Here is a 17,663-nt window from a genome sequence, read left to right on the forward strand (position 1 = left end):
TTGCATGTCTGGGCCTGCTTTGCAGGCCTTCGCGGGCAAGCCACGCTCCTACAAGAGCACTGCGTCACCTGTAGGAGCGTGGCTTGCCCGCGAAGGACCGCAAAGCGGTCCCAATTGCCCCGGCTCGATCAGAAGTCCTTGCACAACCGCAAGGCGTCATAGATCGCCGCATGGGTATTGCGCTGCGCCACGCAGTCGCCGATGCGGTACAGCAGGTAGCCCTCGCCGGCCTGGCCGAGGATCGGCTGCGGCTGGATGGCGAACAGCGCCTCGACATCGATCTGGCCCTTGTTCCGCGAACCTTCCTTGAGCGCGTAGTACAGCGCTTCGTCAGGCCGCACGCCGTTCTCGATCACCACCTGGTCGACCACCCGCTCTTCCTTGGCCCCGGTGTATTCGTTCTCCAGCACCGCGACCAGCTTGTCCCCTTCGCGGTAGACCTTTTCCAGCATCAGGTCGCCGGTCATGATCACTTCCTTGGGGTACATGCTGCGGTAGTAGGTCGGGAACGACGTACCGCCGATGGCCACGCCCGGCTTGATGTCGTCGGTGACGATCTCCACCTGGCTGCCCTTGTCGGCGATGAAGTCGGCCACCGACATGCCGGTGAATTCGCAGATGGTGTCGTAGACCAGCACGTTCTTGCCCGGCGCGACCTTGCCGTCGAGCACGTCCCAGCTGCTGACCACCAGCCCTTCGGCGGCGCCCCAGTGCTCGTTCTGTTCGAGGAACGGATGCCCGCCCACCGCCAGCACGACGATGTCCGGACGCAGGTCCATGATGGTCGCGGCGTCGGCGGCGGTGCCCAGGCGCAGGTCGACCTTCAGGCGCGCCAGCTCCAGCTGGTACCAGCGGGTGATGCCGGCGATCTGGTCGCGCTGCGGTGCCTTGGCGGCGATGGTGATCTGCCCGCCGATCTGTTCCTTCTTCTCGAACAGGGTCACGTCGTGGCCCCGTTCGGCGGCGACCCGCGCCGCTTCCATGCCGGCCGGGCCGGCACCGACGATCACCACCTTGCGCTTCGCTCCGGTGGATTTCTCGATGATGTGCGGCACGCCCATGTACTCACGGGAGGTCGCGGCGTTCTGGATGCACAGCACATCCAGGCCCTGGTACTGACGGTCGATGCAGTAGTTGGCACCGACGCACTGCTTGATCTGGTCGACCTGGCCCATCTTGATCTTGGCGATCAGGTGCGGGTCGGCGATGTGCGCACGGGTCATGCCGACCATGTCGACATAGCCGCCCTCGAGGATGCGCGTGGCCTGGTTCGGGTCCTTGATGTTCTGCGCGTGCAGCACCGGGGCCTTGACCACTTCCTTGATGCCCGCCGCCAGGTGCAGGAACGGCTCCGGCGGGTAGCTCATGTTGGGAATGACGTTGGCCAGGGTGTTGTGGGTGTCGCAACCCGAGCCGATCACGCCGAAGAAGTCGACCATGCCGGTGGCATCGTAGTACTTGGCGATTTCCTTCATGTCCTCGTGGCTGAGGCCATCGGGGTGGAATTCGTCACCACAGATGCGCATGCCGACGCAGAAGTCCGGACCGACCTCGGCGCGCACCGCCTTGAGCACTTCCAGGCCGAACTTCATGCGGCCTTCGAAGCTGCCGCCCCATTCGTCGGTGCGCTTGTTGACCCGCGGGCTCCAGAACTGGTCGATCATGTGCTGGTGCACGGCGGACAGTTCGACACCGTCCAGGCCGCCTTCCTTCGCCCGGCGCGCGGCCTGGGCGTAGTTGCCGATCACCCGCCAGATCTCCTCCGGCTCGATGGTCTTGCAGGTGGCGCGGTGCACCGGTTCGCGGATACCGGACGGCGACATCAGGGTCGGCCAGTGGTAGCCGTCCCAACGCGAGCGACGACCCATGTGGGTAATCTGGATCATGATCTTGGCGCCATGCTTGTGCATGGCGTCGGCGAGGTTCTGGAAGTGCGGGATGATGCGGTCGGTGGACAGGTTCACCGACGACCACCACTGCTGCGGGCTGTCGATGGCGACCACGGAAGATCCACCGCAGATGGCCAGGCCGATACCGCCCTTGGCCTTCTCCTCGTAGTACTTCACATAGCGCTCGGTGGTCATGCCGCCGTCGGTGGCGTAGACCTCGGCGTGCGCAGTACTCAGCACGCGGTTGCGGATGGTCAGTTTGCCGATCTGGATCGGCTGGAACATAGCTTCGAACGCCATGGCGCGGGCTCCTCGACTTACAGCGGCTTGACGATGAACAGGCCGTCGTCGTGGCCTTCTTCGGAACCGCCGTAGACCTGCTCGGCGACGGTGCGGATCTTGCTGCCGCGGGCGGCGAGGATCTGGTCCATCGCCCCGGCGAACCAGCCGGTGAACATGTAGTCGACCTTGCGCCCGACCTTGCCGTAGACGTAGACGAACGCCGAGTGCTCGAGCTTGACGCTGGCGGTGCCCTGGTCGAGGTCGATGTCCTGGATCTTGAATAGGCCCCAGCCGCGCTGGGACAGGCGCTTCATGTAGTGCTCGAACACCGCCACGCCTTCCAGGCCATGGCATTCGGCTTCCTTCTCGCACCAGTGCCAGGCGGACTTGTAGCCGGCCTTGTAGAGGATCTCGGCGTAGGCGTCGGCGCCCAGCACTTCCTCGATGCCGATGTGGTTGTTGACGAAGAAATGCCGCGGTACGTACAGCATCGGCAGGGCATCGCTGGTCCAGACACCGGTCTCGCTGTCGACTTCGATTGGCAATTGCGGGGCGATCTTGGCCATGGAAACTCAACTCCAGAAAATTTTTATTGGCTGCCCCCGCCCTGATGCGGGGGTCGGTAGAGAGGCTTCGGAGGCTTACTCGCCCCACACATCCTTGAGGACGTTCACCCAGTTTTCACCCATGATTTTCCTGACAACGCGCTCGGAATGGCCGCGCTTGAGCAGGGTCTCGGTGAGGTTGGGGAACTCGCCCACGGTGCGGATGCCCAGCGGGTTGATGATCTTGCCGAAGTTGGTCAGGCGACGGGCGTAGCCCTTGTCGTGGGTCAGGTACTCGAAGAAGTCCTGGCCATGGCCCTGGGTGAAGTCGGTACCGATACCGATGGCGTCTTCACCGACGATGTTCATGGTGTACTCGATGGCCTCGGCGTAGTCGTCGATGGTCGAGTCGATGCCCTTGGCCAGGAACGGCGCGAACATGGTCACGCCGACGAAACCGCCGTGGTCGGCGATGAACTTCAGTTCTTCGTCGGACTTGTTGCGCGGGTGTTCCTTGAGGCCCGAAGGCAGGCAGTGGGAGTAGCAGACCGGCTTCTTCGATTCGAGGATGACTTCCTCGCTGGTCTTGGAGCCGACATGGGACAGGTCGCACATGATGCCGACGCGGTTCATCTCGGCAACGATCTCGCGGCCGAAGCCGGACAGCCCGCCGTCACGCTCGTAGCAACCGGTGCCGACCAGGTTCTGGGTGTTGTAGCACATCTGCACGATGCCCACGCCGAGCTGCTTGAACACGTCCACGTAGGCGATCTGGTCCTCGAACGCATGAGCGTTCTGGAAGCCGAAGAGGATGCCGGTCTTGCCCAGTTCCTTGGCCTTGCGGATGTCGGCGGTGGTGCGCACCGGCATCACCAGGTCGCTGTTGTCGCGGATCAGCTTCTGGCTGGCGGCGATCTGGTCGACGGTGGCCTTGAAGCCTTCCCAGACCGACACGGTGCAGTTGGCCGCGGTCAGGCCGCCCTTGCGCATGTCCTCGAACAGTTCGCGGTTCCATTTGGCGATGATCAGCCCGTCGATAACGATGCTGTCTGCGTGTAATTCGGCTGGGCTCATCAGGCAGTCCCCTTTTTTGGCATTCCCGCGCCGAATCGTCTGCCGGCGCTATTGGGGGTCAGCATATGCCTCGGGTGATTGTCGCCCCGATGCAAAAACGACAGGGGAATTGCCGAAAGCGTCAAAGGCCGACAAAGGGCGCCGCGGCGCGCTGCCGGGAGCGTCCGGGAAGCCTGTCCGCCTGCCATGGCTGGCTGGTTGGGCTAGCTTCGCAGGCTTTCCACCACGACAGGAGTCACCCCATGAGCGACATTCATGATTTCATCGCCTCGCTGCAGTTTCCGGATACCGCCCAGCGGCCGTTTCTGCAGAGCCCGCCGTCGCAGGCGGACAACAGCACCCGCCGGTCCGACAGCGCCGTGGTGCTCGGCGACAGCCTGGTGTCCTTCGTCTCCGGTCTCGACCGGCAGGCCCGCGAGGACGTGCTCAACAGCACCCTGCTGATGCAACTGGCGGCCAGCAAGCGCTTCGACAAGGCCAGCCAGCGCGAGGAATGGTTCAACTTCTACACAGAGGGCCTGGGCAAGCTCGGCTGGACCCTGTCGCACAACGAAATGCAGCGCTACCAGCCGAACCGCCAGGCGTTCACCCTGGACGACGTGGCGCTGGACATCATCGACAGCGTCGCCGGCGGTTCCGCCTTCGCCCCCATCGCCCGGCGCACCTTCGAGGCGCTGCGCAAGCAACCGCATGCCCTGCAGCTGTTTCTCGGCCACTGCAACAACGGCAACGTCGGCACCTTCCAGATCATGCCCTGCACGCAGAACGCCGAAGGGGACGTGACCATGCTGATGAACTGCATGCAGGTGGTGCGCAACAGCTCCAACACCAGCATTCTGTTCGTCACCTTCCAGAGCAACGACGTGCAGATCTTCCGCGCGGCCCAGACCGCGGTGCTCAACACCCAGGCCTACAGCCAGGTACGCGAGGCGGTGATCGCCAAGCTGGGGGACAACGCCAACCGTTTTCTGGCCCACCTGAGCCTCTGAGGCCCGCCTCCAGCCACGGCCCCCGCCGCCCCGGGGGCCGTGCCGCGCATCACGACGGCGCAAAACCTTCATCCAGCCACCCTGTTCTTTGCCTGGGCAAAGAGCGAGAATCGCCCCCCATGTTCCTTTGGGAGATGAATTCGATGAAATCGATGGTCTGGCTGATGCTGGCTACCCTGGCCGTGGGCGCCCATGCCGCGGAAGAAGAAAGCACGCCGTGCGACAACGTTGAAACCGATCAGCAGAACTACGAATGCGCGCGCTACAGCCGCAGCGCCTCCGAGCGCGAGCTGGAGGCCGCCTTCGCCGACCTGCAGGAGCGCATCAAGGAGCAGTACGCCGGCAAGGGCGCGAAAATCGCCGAGCTGAGCAAGCGCCTGGGCGACGCCGAGGCGATCTGGAAACAGCTGCGCGACGCCGACTGCAAGGTCGAGACCTACGACATCGCTGCCGGCAAGGCCTTCGAAGCGGCGCAGAACACCTGCCTGGCGCAGCGCAACGACGACCGTTCCGAGTACCTGCAATCCCTCGGCCTGCCGACTTCCGACTGAGCGACGACATGACCATCTGCGGTATCGAACTCAAGGGCAGCGAAGCCCTGCTGGCGGTGGCCAGCCTTGAAGCCGGGCAACCGGTGCACCTGGCCACGACGATCAAGAAAATCGGCCTCGACGACGACGAGGACGCCGCCCAGGTCCGCGCCTTCGCCGCCCGTGTCCAGGCCTTCGTCGGCGAACACGGCATCACTCACCTGGCGATCAAGAAACGCAGCAAGAAGGGCGATTTCGCCGGCGGTCCGGTGACCTTCAAGCTGGAAGGCCTGCTGCAACTGCTCGACGGCTGCGAAGTGCACCTGGTGTCGCCACAGACCATCACCGCCCAGGGCAAGAAACACGACCTGACCCCGCCGGTGGCGCTCAACAAGTATCAGCATGAGGCGTGGAAGAGCGCCTGTGCGCTGCTCTTCAGCCGCCGCTGACCGCCCGCCGGTCTTCCCGCGGACAACGCTGGAAACGCGCCCGGTAGCTGCGGGTGAAGTACGACGGTGAGTCGAAGCCACAGGCGATGCTCACGTCGAGCACGCTCATCTCGGTCTGGCGCAGCAGCTGCCGCGCCTTGTCCAGGCGCAGGCGCAGGTAGAAGCCGCTGGGCGTGTCGTTCAGGTACAGGCGGAACAGGCGCTCCAGCTGGCGCCGGCTGACCTGCACGGAGTCGGCCAGGTCCAGGGTATTGAGCGGCGTTTCGGTGTTGCGCTCCATGGCGCCGATCACCTGCACCAGCTTGCTGTTGCTGATCCCGTAGCGCGAGGCGATCTGCATGCGCTGGTGGTCCTGACGCGGGCGGATGCGCCCGAGCACGAACTGTTCCGACACCTGGATCGCCAGCTCGGCGCCATGGGCCTGGGCGATCAGGTCGAGCATCAGGTCGATGGATGCGGTACCGCCAGCCGAGGTGATGCGCCGGCGATCGACCTCGAACAGCTCCTGGGTCGCCTCCAGGCGCGGATAGCGCTCCTTGAAGGCATCCAGCGCTTCCCAGTGCAGGGTCACCCGATGCCCGTCGAGCAGGCCGGCCTCGGCCAGCAGCAGCGTGCCGGTGTCGATGCCGCCCAGTACCACACCCTCGTGATCGAGCCGGCGCAGCCAGTGCGCCAGGCCCGGACTGTAGCTCTGCAGCGGCTCGAAACCGGCCACCACCAGCAAGGTCGCGCCCTTGCCCAGGGCCTCCAGCGGACCGTCGGCGTTGACCGACATGCCGTTGCTGGCCAGCACCGCCCCGCCATCCACACTCAACACCCGCCAGCGGTACAGCCCGGTGCGAAAGCGGTTGGCCACGCGCAGCGGTTCCAGCGCCGAAATGAAGCCCAGGGCGGAGAAACCCGGCAACAGCAGAAAGTGGAATTCCCGGGGCATGAACGCTGCTCGCTGACCAAGAGTTCCCGGTTAATACTCCCCCGGTCGCCACTGTGCAAGAGCTGGTCGCCAGAGTGCGATTTCATCGGGCCATCCCCGCGTAACTTGAGCATCACGGCTCGCAGAAGCCGCCCCCCATAACAATTAGAACTGCCGTTGGAGGAGCCACCATGCAATCGATCAGTCGTTCGCTTCTGATGCTCGTCGGTACCGCAATCCTCAGCACCAACGTGATGGCCGCGGAGCCGGCCGCCTGCAAGAACGTGCGCCTGGGCGTCGTCAACTGGACCGATGTGATGGCCACCAGCGCCATGACCCAGGTCCTGCTCGACGGCCTCGGCTACCAGACCAAACAGACCAGCGCTTCGCAGCAGATCATCTTCGCCGGTATCCGCGACCAGCGCCTGGACCTGTTCCTTGGCTACTGGAACCCGATCATGACCCAGACCATCACCCCGTTCGTCGATGCCGGCCAGGTCAAGGTCCTCGACGCACCGAGCCTGAACGACGCCCGCGCCACCCTCGCCGTGCCCAAGTACCTGGCCGACAAGGGCCTGCAGAGCTTCGCCGACATCCACAAGTTCGAGAAGGAACTGGGCGGCAAGATCTACGGTATCGAACCCGGCTCCGGCGCCAACACGCAGATCAAGGCGATGATCGCCAAGAACCAGTTCGGCCTCGGCAAGTTCCAGTTGGTGGAGTCCAGCGAGGCCGGCATGCTCGCCGCGGTCGATCGCGCGGTGCGGCGCAATGAAGCGGTGGTGTTCTTCGGCTGGGCACCGCATCCGATGAACGTGAATATCGACATGCAGTACCTCAGCGGCAGCGAAGGCGCCCTCGGCCCGGACGAAGGCCGCGCCACGGTATGGACGGTGACCGCGCCGGACTACGCCAGCCGTTGTCCGAACATCGGTCGCCTGCTGACCAACCTGACCTTCAGCGCCGAGGACGAGAGTCGCATGATGCAGCCGCTGCTCGACCACAAGGACGCGCTGGAATCGGCACGCCAGTGGCTCAAGGACCATCCCGAGGACAAGGCGCGCTGGCTCGAGGGTGTGACTACCTTCGACGGCAAGCCGGCGGCGGACAACCTCAAGCTCACCGCCAACTAGAAGCTGCACTCCCGTGTAGGAGCTGGCTTGCCTGCGAAGGACTGCGAAGCGGTCCCAGACTTCACCGCTATAAGGGACCGCTGCGCGGTCCTTTCGCAGGCAAGCCAGCTCCTACAGGCGACCCCACTTTCGAACAAATTTCTTCGTTGTCCTTGCGGGCAACGAAACAACCAAACACGCCTGAAGGAAACCGCAATGAACCACGACGTCATCATCACCTGCGCCCTCACCGGCGCCGGCGACACCGCCAGCAAGAGCCACTTCGTCCCGGTCACCCCGAAACAGATCGCCGAGGCCGCCGTGGAAGCGGCCAAGGCCGGCGCCACCGTGGTCCACTGCCACGTCCGCGACCCGCAGACCGGGCGCTTCAGCCGCGACGTCAACCTGTACCGCGAGGTCATGGAGCGCATCCGCGAGTCCGACGTCGATATCATCGTCAACCTCACCGCCGGCATGGGTGGCGACCTGGAGATCGGCCCCGGCGAAATGCCCATGGAGTTCGGCGCCGGCACCGACCTGGTCGGCCCGCTGGAACGCCTGGCCCACGTCGAGGCCCTGCTCCCGGAAATCTGCACCCTGGACTGCGGCACCCTCAACTTCGGCGACGGCAACAGCATCTACGTGTCCACCCCGTCGCAGCTACGCGCCGGCGCCAAACGCATCACCGAACTGGGTGTGAAAGCCGAACTGGAAATCTTCGACACCGGCCACCTGTGGTTCGCCAAGCAGATGATCAAGGAAGGCCTGCTCGACGACCCGCTGTTCCAACTGTGCCTGGGCATCCCGTGGGGCGCGCCGGCGGACACCACCAGCATGAAGGCCATGGTCGACAACCTGCCGCCAGACGTGACCTGGGCCGGCTTCGGCATCGGTCGCATGCAGATGCCGATGGCCGCGCAGGCAGTGCTGCTCGGCGGCAACGTGCGGGTCGGCCTGGAAGACAACCTGTGGCTGGAAAAAGGCGTGCTGGCCAGCAACGGCCAACTGGTCGAGCGCGCCGCAGAAATCCTTCACCGCCTTGGCGCCCGGGTCCTCAGCCCCGCCGAAGGCCGCGCCAAAATGAACCTGACCCGTCGCTGATCCCCTGGAGAATTTCATGAGCTTCATTACCGACATCAAGACCTTCGCCGCCCTCGGCAGCGGCGTGATTGGCAGCGGCTGGGTCGCCCGCGCCCTGGCCAACGGCCTCGACGTAGTGGCCTGGGACCCGGCGCCCGGCGCCGAGGAGGCCTTGCGCAAGCGCATCGCCAATGCCTGGCCGGCCCTGGAGAAACAGGGCCTGAAACCTGGCGCCGCGCAATCGCGCCTGCGCTTCGTCGCAACCATCGAGGAATGCGTGCGCGACGCCGACTTCATCCAGGAAAGCGCACCGGAACGCCTGGAGCTCAAGCTCGACCTGCACGGCAGGATCAGCGCCGCGGCCAAGCCGAACGCACTGATCGCCTCCAGCACCTCGGGCCTGCTGCCCAGCGAGTTCTACGAGTCGTCGAGCCATCCCGAGCGCTGCATCGTCGGCCACCCGTTCAACCCCGTCTACCTGCTGCCGCTGGTGGAGATCGTCGGTGGACGCAACACCGCGCCAGCGGCGATCGAGGCGGCAAAACAGGTCTACAGCGCCCTGGGCATGCAACCGCTGCACGTGCGCAAGGAAGTCCCCGGTTTCATTGCCGACCGCCTGCTCGAAGCGCTGTGGCGCGAGGCGCTGCACCTGGTCAACGACGGCGTGGCGACCACCGGCGAGATCGACGATGCGATCCGCTTCGGCGCCGGTCTGCGCTGGTCGTTCATGGGCACCTTCCTGACCTACACCCTGGCCGGTGGCGACGCCGGCATGCGTCACTTCATGGCCCAGTTCGGCCCGGCGCTGCAACTGCCGTGGACCTACCTGCCGGCACCGGAACTGACCGAGGAACTGATCGACGCGGTGGTCGACGGTACCAGCGAACAGCGCGGCGAGCGCAGCATTGCCTCGCTGGAGCGCTATCGTGATGACTGCCTGCTGGCGGTACTGGACGCGGTGAAAACCACCAAGGCCCGCCATGGCCTGAACTTCAGCGATTGAGGAGAGACCTGCGATGCCTGCCCTGCAGACCTACCGAACCCCGTTGATGCCGGACTGGGTCGACTACAACGGGCATCTGCGCGATGCCTTCTACCTGCTGATCTTCAGCTATGCCACCGATGCGTTCATGGAATGCATCGGCCTGGATGGCGACAACCGCGAGGCCACCGGGCATTCGCTGTTCACCCTGGAGTGCCATCTGAATTACCTGCACGAGGTGAAACTGGGCACAGAGGTGACCGTACGCACCCAGGTGCTCGGGCATGACCGCAAGCGCGTGCACCTGTATCACAGCCTGCACCGGGAAGGCTTCGACGAGGCGCTGGCGGCGAACGAGCAGATGCTCCTGCATGTGGATCTGGCGGGGCCGAAGTCGGCGCCGTTCGTGGAGGAAGTGCTGGAGCGGTTGCGCGGGATCGTGGCGGAGCAGGTGGACTTGCCGGTGCCTGAGTTTGTCGGGCGGGTAATAAAACTGCCTGGCTAGCACAAAACCCTGTGGGAGCGGATTCATCCGCGATTGGGCGCGAAGCGGCCATAAACCCTGAGTCCCGGGTGTGTCAGGAAAACTCGGGACTCAGGGTTTACGACGGCTTCGCCGCCGATCGCGTGGTCCGCCATCGCGGATGAATCCGCTCCCACACCGGTTGCGGCGTGCTGGCGGCCTCTGTTCAGGAATCGCAGACAAAAAACAGCCCCGGCAAGCCGTGACGCAGCCGGGGCAAAGAGCGAGCAACCTACCGTGTTCAGAAGGGTGGTGACCAAACCGCCCTCGATCTGTACATGGCTCCCAGTGTGCACACTCCCGCGTCACTCGATTTTGCCGAAAACGACCTGTTCATAGGTAAAGCGGCCATCGCGACAAACTGTCCTTGCCCCGTCTGCCGGGCGCTTCCAGAATCGGTTCGAGACCACACCTGTCACAAGGACAAACACCATGATGCATGCGGATTTGATTGATCAGGAAGACCTGGTTGGGCACCTGCGGGCCCTGGGTTTCGAGACGCCGTCCGGGGTCAGTGCCGAACAGGCGTGCGAGCACGCGGTACGCGGGCTGGACGAACCACAGGCGAAGGCGCTGAAAGGGATGGTGGAGCAGATGTACACCGGCAGCGCGACGATCCTGCCGGCGGTGCGCCAGGCCATCGAAAAGCAGCTGCTGCCTGCGCTGGCCGAGTACAAGGCCAGTCATCAGTGAACTGAAGAGCCTCATCGCGGGCAACGCCCGCTCCCACAGGGTGATCCCATTGTGTGGGGCGTTGCCCGCGATGAGGCCCTCACATTCAGCACAAGGTTCCGCTCACAACCTCACACTGGCAAACGTCGACTCATTGCGCGCCTGGCTCAGCGCCGCCATCGGCCCGGCCATCGGCGACAGCACCAGCGCCTGCGGAATCGGCATCATCGCCACCTGCTGCGCGGTATTCGAACCCACACGCTCATCCCGCGGCGGAATGCCGAAGTACTCGCGGTAGCACTTGGAGAAGTGCGGCGTGGACACGAAGCCGCACACCGAGGCCACTTCGATGATCGACATCGGCGTCTGCTTGAGCAGCTGCCGCGCACGGATCAGGCGCAGCTTCAGGTAGTAGCGCGACGGCGAACAATGCAGGTACTTCTGGAACAACCGCTCCAGCTGACGCCGCGAGACCGAGACGTACACCGCCAGTTCGTCCAGGTCGATCGGCTCTTCCAGGTTGGCTTCCATCAGCGCGACGATTTCCTGCAGCTTCGGCTGGTTGGTGCCGAGCATGTGCTTGAGCGGCACGCGCTGGTGATCCTGCTCGTTGCGGATGCGCTCGTAGACGAACATTTCCGAGATCGCCGCCGACAGCTCGCGGCCATGATCGCGGCTGATCAGGTGCAGCATCATGTCCAGCGGCGCGGTGCCGCCGGAGCTGGTGAAACGGTTACGGTCGAGGGTGAACAGGCGCGTGCTCATGCTCACCCGCGGGAAGGCTTCCTGCATCGCCGCCAGGCATTCCCAGTGGACGCTGCAGTCGAAGCCGTCGAGCAGCCCGGCGCAGGCCAGCGCCCAACTGCCGGTGCACACCGCGCCCAGGCGGCGCGACTGGCGGGCCTGGCTCTGCAGCCAAGTCACGTGTTCGCGGGTAACGGTACGCTGGATGCCGATGCCGCCGCAGACGATCACGGTGTCCATCGGTGGCGCCTTGTGCATCGCCGCGTCGGGGGTGATCTGCAGACCGTCGCTGGCCCACACCTGCCCTCCATCCACGCTCAGGGTATGCCAGCGGTACAGCTCGCGACCGGACAGCTGGTTGGCCATGCGCAGTGGCTCCACTGCGGAAGCCAGGGAAATCAGGGTGAAGTTGTCCAGCAGCAGAAAGCCGATGGATTGAGGTGTGCGGGCTTGGGATGGGGTCCCGGAGTTGTACGACGTCATCGCGATCTCTCCTCACACAAAGCAGGTTGCGCCCCAGACGTGGGCTTTCTTGTTATGGGCCCTGTCGACTCGATTGCAGGGCATGGGCTTTCCACTCGCAATTGCCGTGCCTGAAATTGAATGGGCATTCAATAAATCCTGAAAGCGACGTCGCGATACGTCTAAGAAGCGACTTGCAACGTCATGCAAATCAGGCGAAGAGGCGCGGACCAAAGCATGCCCAGCGATTTCGTGGGCAGATCGGTATCACCACTGTGTGGGATATCCAGAAACGACACATCGGAATGTCACCGCTGGTACTGCGGGAATTGTTTCCAATGCGTGAAAGACACTTCCGAACCCGCGCGCCAAAAGGCGGCGCGGGTGCGTAGCAATGAGCGAAAACAGCGCAGCGAAATCAGCACTCGATGGCGCTGACCGCCAGGCCGCCGCGCGAGGTTTCCTTGTATTTGTCGTGCATGTCGGCACCGGTATCGCGCATGGTGCGGATCACCCGGTCGAGGGAAATGAAGTGCTCGCCGTCACCCCGCAGGGCCATCTGCGCGGCGTTGATCGCCTTCACCGCGGCGATCGCGTTGCGCTCGATGCACGGCACCTGGACCAGCCCGCCGACCGGGTCGCAGGTCAGGCCGAGGTTGTGCTCCAGACCGATTTCCGCGGCGTTCTCCAATTGCTCCGGGGTCGCCCCGAGCACTTCGGCCAGCCCTGCCGCCGCCATGGCACAGGCCGAACCGACCTCACCCTGGCAACCCACTTCGGCGCCGGAAATCGAGGCGTTCTTCTTGCACAGGATCCCGACCGCCGCGGCACCGAGGAAGAAGTCCACCACGCAGGCCTCGCTGACTTCGTCGCTGAAGCGCATGTAGTAGTGCAGCACCGCCGGGATGATCCCCGCCGCGCCGTTGGTCGGTGCGGTGACCATGCGCCCGCCGGCGGCGTTCTCTTCGTTGACCGCCAGGGCATACAGGTTGACCCATTCCATGGCGCTCAGGGTCGAGCCGATCACGTTGGGCTTGCCCAGCTCCTGCAGGCTGCGGTGCAGCTTGGCCGCACGACGCTTCACATTGAGTCCGCCGGGCAGCGTGCCTTCATATTTGAGGCCGTTTTCCACGCACTCCTGCATGGCCTTCCAGAGCTTCATCAGACCCGCGCGAATCTCCGCCTCGCTGCGCCAGACTTTCTCGTTTTCCAGCATCAATTGCGACACGCGCATGTCGTTTTGCTTGCAGCGTTCGAGCAGCTCCGCGGCGCTGTTGAAATCGTAGGGCAACACCGTGGTGTCGCTGTCCAGCACACCGCTGGCGGCCTGGGCCGCATCGACCACGAAGCCGCCGCCGACCGAGTAGTAGGTATCGCTGTGCAGCTCGCCTTCGGCGTGCTCGGCGACCAGGGTCATGGCGTTGGGATGGTAGGGCAGGTTCTCGTCGAGCAGGCGCATGTCGCGCCTCCAGACGAACTCGACGGGCAACCGGCCATCGAGCTGCAAGGTGTCTGTTTCGCGCAGTTCAGCGATACGCTGAGGGATGGTGGAAGGGTCGATCGCATCCGGCCATTCGCCCATCAGGCCCATGATCACCGCGTTGTCGCTGCCGTGTCCGACACCGGTGGCGGACAGCGATCCATAGAGGCGTACTTCGATGCGCCGCACCCGTTCCAGCTCGCCGCGTTCACGCAGGCCCTGGACGAACAGGGCGGCGGCGCGCATGGGCCCGACGGTATGGGAACTGGACGGGCCGACACCGATCTTGAACAGGTCGAACACACTGATGGCCATGGCCACGAACCTCCTGATTGGGCAGGTGCGCACAGCCCGGACACGGGTGCCACAGCTGCTACGCTGACTGGGCGGCAATCCGCCGATTCCGCGCATCATCAGGCTTTTGTCGGCACCTCTGACGTCTGCAACCGACTCACTCTTGTCCAGCAACGCCGCCCCTCGCGGCGGGTCGAAAAGCGCCGTTTTTTGCGGTGCAGTTCACGGGAAGGAGCCTGTATCGGGGCCGTTTGATCCATAAGCGACCTCATCGGCACTGGATGCGACCCTGCCTGTACTGGTTACGACGCACCCTGTAGGCGTTTGTTTTTCGCTGGTAGATGATCGTTATCGACTCGATTGCACGGCACTCGTCCCGCTGTCGTCCGGCAGCCGGCCCGACCGAATGCAGAGATAAAGCACGGCGGTCCCTGGGACATCCGAAAAAAAACACTCAGGAGTCCATACATGAAAGGTTCACCCTCGTTGTTACTGGCCGCGCTATTGAGTCTTCCGGTGCTGGCCCAGGCCGCGGAGCCTGAACAATGTCACACGGTCAACTTCTCCGATGTCGGCTGGACCGACATCACGGTCACCACCGCGGTGACCAGCGCAGTCCTCCAATCCCTTGGCTACAAGACCCGCACCACCATGATCTCGGTTCCGGTGACCTACAAGTCGCTGGCCGACGGCAAGAACATGGACGTGTTCCTCGGCAACTGGATGCCGACCATGGAAAACGACATCAAGCAGTACCGCGATGCCGGCACCGTGGAAACCGTGCGCGCCAACCTGGAGAACGCCAAGTACACCCTCGCGGTACCCCAGGCGCTGTACGACAAGGGCCTGAAGGACTTCGCCGATATCGCCAAGTTCAAGAAGGAACTCGACGGCAAGATCTACGGCATCGAGCCGGGCAACGACGGCAACCGCACCATCCAGAGCATGATCGACAAGAACGCCTTCGGCCTGAAGGACGCCGGCTTCAAGGTGGTCGAGTCGAGCGAGGCCGGCATGCTGTCGCAGGTCGATCGTGCGCAGAAACGCGACCAGGCCGTGGTGTTCCTCGGCTGGGAACCGCACCCGATGAACACCCGTTTCAAGATGAAGTACCTCACGGGCGGTGATGACTACTTCGGTCCCGATTTCGGCAAGGCCACGGTCCTGACCAACACCCGCAAGGGCTATGTGCAGGAATGCCCGAACGTCGGCCAGTTGCTGAAGAACCTGTCCTTCACCCTGGACATGGAAAGCACGCTGATGGGCAACGTACTCGACGACAAGATGAAGGCCGATGCCGCCGCCAAGGCCTGGCTGAAACAGAACCCACAGGTGCTCGACACCTGGCTGGCCGGTGTCACCACCGTGGACGGCAAACCCGGCCTGGAAGCCGCCAAGGCCAAACTCACGCAGTAAGCACGTCCCCGCGGCGGCCACGACCGCCGCGGGGAGTTTCCGAATCCTTGCAGGTGGACGCTCGCTATCATGCTGATCGATCAAAAAATACCCCTGGGCCAGCACATCGCGGCCTTCGTTGAATGGCTGACCCAACACGGCGCCAATTACTTCGATGCCTTCGCCGCGGCGCTGGAATGGATGATCCACGGCGTGACCGGGGCCCTGACCTGGTTCAATCCGTTCGTCCTCATCGGGCTGATCGCGGTGGGCGCACACCTGATCCAGCGCAAGTGGGCGCTGACCGCGTTCTGCGTCGCCTCGTTCCTGCTGATCCTCAACCTGGGGTACTGGCAGGAAACCATGGAGACCCTGGCCCAGGTGATGTTCGCCACCCTGGTCTGCGTGGCCATCGGCGTGCCACTGGGCATCGTCGCGGCGCACAAGCCGATGTTCTACACCGCCATGCGCCCGGTACTCGACCTGATGCAGACGGTCCCCACCTTCGTCTACCTGATCCCGACCCTGACCCTGTTCGGGCTGGGCGTGGTTCCCGGGCTGATCTCCACGGTGGTGTTCGCCATCGCCGCGCCGATCCGCCTGACCTACCTGGGCATCTGCGACGTGCCCCAGGAACTGCTCGACGCCGGCAAGGCCTTCGGCTGCTCGCGCCGGCAACTGCTGTCCCGTATCGAACTGCCCCATGCGATGCCGAGCATCGCGGCCGGTGTCACCCAGTGCATCATGCTGTCGTTGTCGATGGTGGTGATCGCCGCGCTGGTGGGTGCCGACGGCCTGGGCAAACCCGTGGTCAACGCACTGAACACTGCCGATATCGCCCTGGGCTTCGAAGCCGGGCTGGCGATCGTCCTGCTGGCAATCATGCTCGACCGTATCTGCAAACAACCCGATGTACAGGTAAGGGGTGAGGCATGAGCATCATTCGCTTCGAAGACGTAGACGTCATCTTCTCCAACCGACCGCGGGAGGCCCTCAGCCTGCTTGACCAGGGCCTTTCGCGGGAGCAGATCCTGAAGAAGACCGGCCTGGTGGTGGGCGTGGAAAAAGCCAACCTGGATATCAACAAGGGCGAGATTTGCGTGCTGATGGGCCTGTCGGGTTCGGGCAAGTCGAGCCTGCTGCGCTGCATCAACGGCCTCAACACCGTCAGCCGCGGCAAGCTGTTCGTCGAGCACGAAGGCTCGCACATCGATATCGCCCACTGCACCCCGGCGGAACTGAAGATGATGCGCACCAAGCGCATCGCCATGGTGTTCCAGAAGTTCGCCCTGATGCCCTGGCTGACGGTGCGCGAGAACATCAGCTTTGGCCTGGAAATGCAGGGCCGGCCGGAGAAGGAACGGCGCAAGCTGGTGGACGAGAAACTGGAGCTGGTGGGCCTGACCCAGTGGCGCAACAAGAAGCCCGACGAACTCTCCGGCGGCATGCAGCAGCGTGTCGGCCTGGCCCGCGCCCTGGCGATGGACGCCGACATCCTGCTGATGGACGAACCCTTCTCCGCCCTCGACCCGCTGATCCGCCAGGGCCTGCAGGACGAGCTGCTGGAGCTGCAGACCAAGCTGAGCAAGACCATCGTGTTCGTCAGCCACGACCTCGACGAAGCGCTGAAGCTGGGTAGCCGTATCGCCATCATGAAGGACGGCAAGATCATCCAGTACAGCAAGCCGGAAGAGATCGTGCTCAACCCGGCGGATGACTATGTGCGCACCTTCGTCGCCCATACCAACCCGCTCAACGTGCTGTGCGGCCGCAGCCTGATGCGCACCCTGGACAACTGCAAGCGGGTCAATGGCTCGGTGTGCATCGACCCGGGCGGCGACTCCTGGCTGGACCTGGCCGACGGCGTGATCAAGGGCGCGCGCCAGGGCGTCAACGGCCTGGACCTGCAGAACTGGGCACCGGGCCAGGCGGTGGAAGACCTGGGCCGCAAGCCGACCCTGGTCAACGTCAACATCGGCATGCGCGAAGCCCTGCAGATCCGTTACCAGACCGGCAACAAGCTGGTGCTGCAGGAAGGCAACAAGGTGGTCGGTATTCTCGGCGACAGCGAGCTGTATCACGCGCTGCTGGGCAAGAACCACGGCTGACCTCGACGCCCCTCCCCCTACAAGCTCGCTCCCATCCTCGTGGGAGCGAGCTTGCTCGCGAAGGACCGCAGAGCGGTCCCACTCTGCAGGCCCCACCTGTTCACGCATCGCTGAAGGCTTGCCGGGGAACCGCGTCAAGG

Annotated in this window: 17 protein-coding genes; 11 read left to right on the top strand and 6 right to left on the bottom strand. The window is 64.1% G+C overall.

All coding sequences use genetic code 11. The features are described from left to right. Positions 1-128: 128 nt before the first annotated feature. From dgcA to RTI28_RS02630, 3 genes are all read right to left on the bottom strand, one after another. Positions 129-2,189: a dimethylglycine demethylation protein DgcA gene (dgcA, locus tag RTI28_RS02620; protein ID WP_316918982.1), complete on the bottom strand. Its 2,061-nt coding sequence runs from the start codon at positions 2,187-2,189 to the stop codon at positions 129-131. Between the two features lie 17 nt (positions 2,190-2,206). Then, on the bottom strand, positions 2,207-2,737 hold the full coding sequence (locus RTI28_RS02625; protein WP_316918983.1) for a DUF5943 domain-containing protein: 531 nt from the start codon (positions 2,735-2,737) through the stop codon (positions 2,207-2,209). Between the two features lie 75 nt (positions 2,738-2,812). After that, a complete protein-coding gene (locus tag RTI28_RS02630; RefSeq protein WP_016497618.1) occupies positions 2,813-3,790 on the bottom strand; it encodes a dipeptidase in 978 nt (325 codons plus the stop codon). A 242-nt stretch (positions 3,791-4,032) separates the two neighbouring features. On the opposite strand from RTI28_RS02630, the gene RTI28_RS02635 reads away from it, so the two are divergent. The 3 genes from RTI28_RS02635 to RTI28_RS02645 all read left to right on the top strand — a co-directional run bounded on the left by RTI28_RS02635 (position 4,033) and on the right by RTI28_RS02645 (position 5,758). Beyond that, complete coding sequence (locus RTI28_RS02635) at positions 4,033-4,779, top strand: hypothetical protein (RefSeq protein ID WP_316918984.1); 747 nt, start codon at positions 4,033-4,035, stop codon at positions 4,777-4,779. A 143-nt stretch (positions 4,780-4,922) separates the two neighbouring features. Next, positions 4,923-5,330: a lysozyme inhibitor LprI family protein gene (locus RTI28_RS02640; RefSeq protein WP_316918985.1), complete on the top strand. Its 408-nt coding sequence runs from the start codon at positions 4,923-4,925 to the stop codon at positions 5,328-5,330. Positions 5,331-5,338: 8 nt separating this feature from the next. Continuing rightward, positions 5,339-5,758 (top strand): DUF3010 family protein, encoded by a 420-nt coding sequence (locus RTI28_RS02645; protein ID WP_316918986.1) that lies wholly within the window; start codon positions 5,339-5,341, stop codon positions 5,756-5,758. On the opposite strand, the gene RTI28_RS02650 is transcribed toward RTI28_RS02645, so the two are convergent. Next, the gene (locus RTI28_RS02650) at positions 5,745-6,692 is read right to left on the bottom strand and encodes a GlxA family transcriptional regulator (RefSeq protein ID WP_316918987.1); all 948 of its coding nucleotides are present in this window, start codon (positions 6,690-6,692) and stop codon (positions 5,745-5,747) included. The two genes, RTI28_RS02645 and RTI28_RS02650, sit on opposite strands and share 14 nt — an antisense overlap. Before the next feature lie 170 nt (positions 6,693-6,862). On the opposite strand from RTI28_RS02650, the gene choX reads away from it, so the two are divergent. From choX to RTI28_RS02675, 5 genes are all read left to right on the top strand, one after another. Then, complete coding sequence (choX, locus tag RTI28_RS02655) at positions 6,863-7,804, top strand: choline ABC transporter substrate-binding protein (RefSeq protein WP_316918988.1); 942 nt, start codon at positions 6,863-6,865, stop codon at positions 7,802-7,804. Positions 7,805-7,999: 195 nt separating this feature from the next. After that, complete coding sequence (locus RTI28_RS02660; RefSeq protein WP_316918989.1) at positions 8,000-8,884, top strand: 3-keto-5-aminohexanoate cleavage protein; 885 nt, start codon at positions 8,000-8,002, stop codon at positions 8,882-8,884. Between the two features lie 16 nt (positions 8,885-8,900). Next, positions 8,901-9,866, top strand: a complete 966-nt coding sequence (locus RTI28_RS02665; RefSeq protein WP_316918990.1) for an L-carnitine dehydrogenase — start codon at positions 8,901-8,903, stop codon at positions 9,864-9,866. Positions 9,867-9,879: 13 nt separating this feature from the next. Further along, positions 9,880-10,350: a thioesterase family protein gene (locus RTI28_RS02670; protein ID WP_316918991.1), complete on the top strand. Its 471-nt coding sequence runs from the start codon at positions 9,880-9,882 to the stop codon at positions 10,348-10,350. 450 nt (positions 10,351-10,800) lie between these two features. Then, a complete protein-coding gene (locus RTI28_RS02675) occupies positions 10,801-11,061 on the top strand; it encodes a hypothetical protein (protein WP_316918992.1) in 261 nt (86 codons plus the stop codon). A 102-nt stretch (positions 11,062-11,163) separates the two neighbouring features. Here RTI28_RS02675 and RTI28_RS02680 read toward each other — a convergent pair whose 3' ends face one another. Then, complete coding sequence (locus RTI28_RS02680) at positions 11,164-12,267, bottom strand: GlxA family transcriptional regulator (protein WP_316918993.1); 1,104 nt, start codon at positions 12,265-12,267, stop codon at positions 11,164-11,166. Between the two features lie 397 nt (positions 12,268-12,664). After that, a complete protein-coding gene (locus tag RTI28_RS02685; RefSeq protein WP_316918994.1) occupies positions 12,665-14,041 on the bottom strand; it encodes an L-serine ammonia-lyase in 1,377 nt (458 codons plus the stop codon). A gap of 447 nt (positions 14,042-14,488) precedes the next feature. Here RTI28_RS02685 and RTI28_RS02690 point away from each other — a divergent pair, with 447 nt between their 5' ends. The 3 genes from RTI28_RS02690 to choV all read left to right on the top strand — a co-directional run bounded on the left by RTI28_RS02690 (position 14,489) and on the right by choV (position 17,523). Then, positions 14,489-15,436 carry a choline ABC transporter substrate-binding protein gene (locus RTI28_RS02690; protein ID WP_316918995.1) on the top strand — a complete coding sequence of 316 codons (948 nt, stop codon included), beginning with the start codon at positions 14,489-14,491 and terminating at the stop codon, positions 15,434-15,436. Between the two features lie 66 nt (positions 15,437-15,502). Then, on the top strand, positions 15,503-16,351 hold the full coding sequence (choW, locus tag RTI28_RS02695) for a choline ABC transporter permease subunit (protein WP_170946366.1): 849 nt from the start codon (positions 15,503-15,505) through the stop codon (positions 16,349-16,351). Beyond that, positions 16,348-17,523 carry a choline ABC transporter ATP-binding protein gene (gene choV, locus RTI28_RS02700; RefSeq protein WP_316918996.1) on the top strand — a complete coding sequence of 392 codons (1,176 nt, stop codon included), beginning with the start codon at positions 16,348-16,350 and terminating at the stop codon, positions 17,521-17,523. The genes choW and choV overlap by 4 nt, the downstream gene beginning before the upstream one ends. Positions 17,524-17,663 lie beyond the last annotated feature (140 nt).

This window comes from Pseudomonas sp. zfem002 (genome assembly GCF_032621685.1).
In the GTDB taxonomy this organism is placed as follows: domain Bacteria; phylum Pseudomonadota; class Gammaproteobacteria; order Pseudomonadales; family Pseudomonadaceae; genus Aquipseudomonas; species Aquipseudomonas japonica.

Excerpts from the sequence above, each read along its gene's own strand:
- dgcA (WP_316918982.1), bottom strand. The coding sequence starts at position 2,189 with ATGGCGTTCGAAGCTATGTTCCAGCCGATCCAGATCGGCAAACTGACC.
- RTI28_RS02625 (WP_316918983.1), bottom strand. The coding sequence starts at position 2,737 with ATGGCCAAGATCGCCCCGCAATTGCCAATCGAAGTCGACAGCGAGACC.
- RTI28_RS02630 (WP_016497618.1), bottom strand. The coding sequence starts at position 3,790 with ATGAGCCCAGCCGAATTACACGCAGACAGCATCGTTATCGACGGGCTG.
- RTI28_RS02635 (WP_316918984.1), top strand. The coding sequence starts at position 4,033 with ATGAGCGACATTCATGATTTCATCGCCTCGCTGCAGTTTCCGGATACC.
- RTI28_RS02640 (WP_316918985.1), top strand. The coding sequence starts at position 4,923 with ATGAAATCGATGGTCTGGCTGATGCTGGCTACCCTGGCCGTGGGCGCC.
- RTI28_RS02645 (WP_316918986.1), top strand. The coding sequence starts at position 5,339 with ATGACCATCTGCGGTATCGAACTCAAGGGCAGCGAAGCCCTGCTGGCG.
- RTI28_RS02650 (WP_316918987.1), bottom strand. The coding sequence starts at position 6,692 with ATGCCCCGGGAATTCCACTTTCTGCTGTTGCCGGGTTTCTCCGCCCTG.
- choX (WP_316918988.1), top strand. The coding sequence starts at position 6,863 with ATGCAATCGATCAGTCGTTCGCTTCTGATGCTCGTCGGTACCGCAATC.
- RTI28_RS02660 (WP_316918989.1), top strand. The coding sequence starts at position 8,000 with ATGAACCACGACGTCATCATCACCTGCGCCCTCACCGGCGCCGGCGAC.
- RTI28_RS02665 (WP_316918990.1), top strand. The coding sequence starts at position 8,901 with ATGAGCTTCATTACCGACATCAAGACCTTCGCCGCCCTCGGCAGCGGC.
- RTI28_RS02670 (WP_316918991.1), top strand. The coding sequence starts at position 9,880 with ATGCCTGCCCTGCAGACCTACCGAACCCCGTTGATGCCGGACTGGGTC.
- RTI28_RS02675 (WP_316918992.1), top strand. The coding sequence starts at position 10,801 with ATGATGCATGCGGATTTGATTGATCAGGAAGACCTGGTTGGGCACCTG.
- RTI28_RS02680 (WP_316918993.1), bottom strand. The coding sequence starts at position 12,267 with ATGACGTCGTACAACTCCGGGACCCCATCCCAAGCCCGCACACCTCAA.
- RTI28_RS02685 (WP_316918994.1), bottom strand. The coding sequence starts at position 14,041 with ATGGCCATCAGTGTGTTCGACCTGTTCAAGATCGGTGTCGGCCCGTCC.
- RTI28_RS02690 (WP_316918995.1), top strand. The coding sequence starts at position 14,489 with ATGAAAGGTTCACCCTCGTTGTTACTGGCCGCGCTATTGAGTCTTCCG.
- choV (WP_316918996.1), top strand. The coding sequence starts at position 16,348 with ATGAGCATCATTCGCTTCGAAGACGTAGACGTCATCTTCTCCAACCGA.